Source organism: Marinimicrobium sp. UBA4509 (assembly GCF_002388575.1).
GTDB lineage: Bacteria > Pseudomonadota > Gammaproteobacteria > Pseudomonadales > Cellvibrionaceae > Marinimicrobium > Marinimicrobium koreense.
Map to the genome: position 1 here is coordinate 26216 of NZ_DGMV01000064.1, position 451 is coordinate 26666.

The following is a 451-nucleotide window of genomic DNA, read 5'->3' on the forward strand; positions in this document are numbered from 1 at the left end:
GGCTCGGGCCGGTGAACACGGCCGAGGCTTTTCCGTGGTGGCCGATGAGGTGCGGGGCCTGGCGGCGCGCACCGCCGATGCGGCCAAAGAGATTGAACATCAGATTGCCACCATTCAGGAAGAGGCGGCGCAAGCGGCCACCTTCATGGAAAGCAGCGTGGCGGATGTCGATCGGGGGCTGCAACTGGCCAGCGATGCGTCGTCCGATAACTCCGAGCTGCACGGGATTGTCGAGCGGATGTTTGAGATCATCCGCCACATTGAAGCCCACAGCCAGGAGCATGGGCAGCAGACCCGCGAGGTGGTGGGGGCCAGCAATGACATGCGGCAGGTGATCCGGGCTCTACACAGCAGCTCGGATCGACTGCGCAGTACCGCGTCGAATCTGCATCACCTGACCAGTGCGTTTCAGGTGAGTGGGTAAGGTGGGGTTACGGCGGATGCGCGCTTC

1 protein-coding gene is annotated in these 451 nt (G+C 63.4%); it reads left to right on the top strand.

The annotated features are described in order from the left end of the window. Window positions 1-424: methyl-accepting chemotaxis protein (locus B3520_RS12700; RefSeq protein WP_286876188.1), on the top strand; the 424-nt coding region annotated here is incomplete at its 5' end. Between the last annotated feature and the right edge of the window lie 27 nt (window positions 425-451).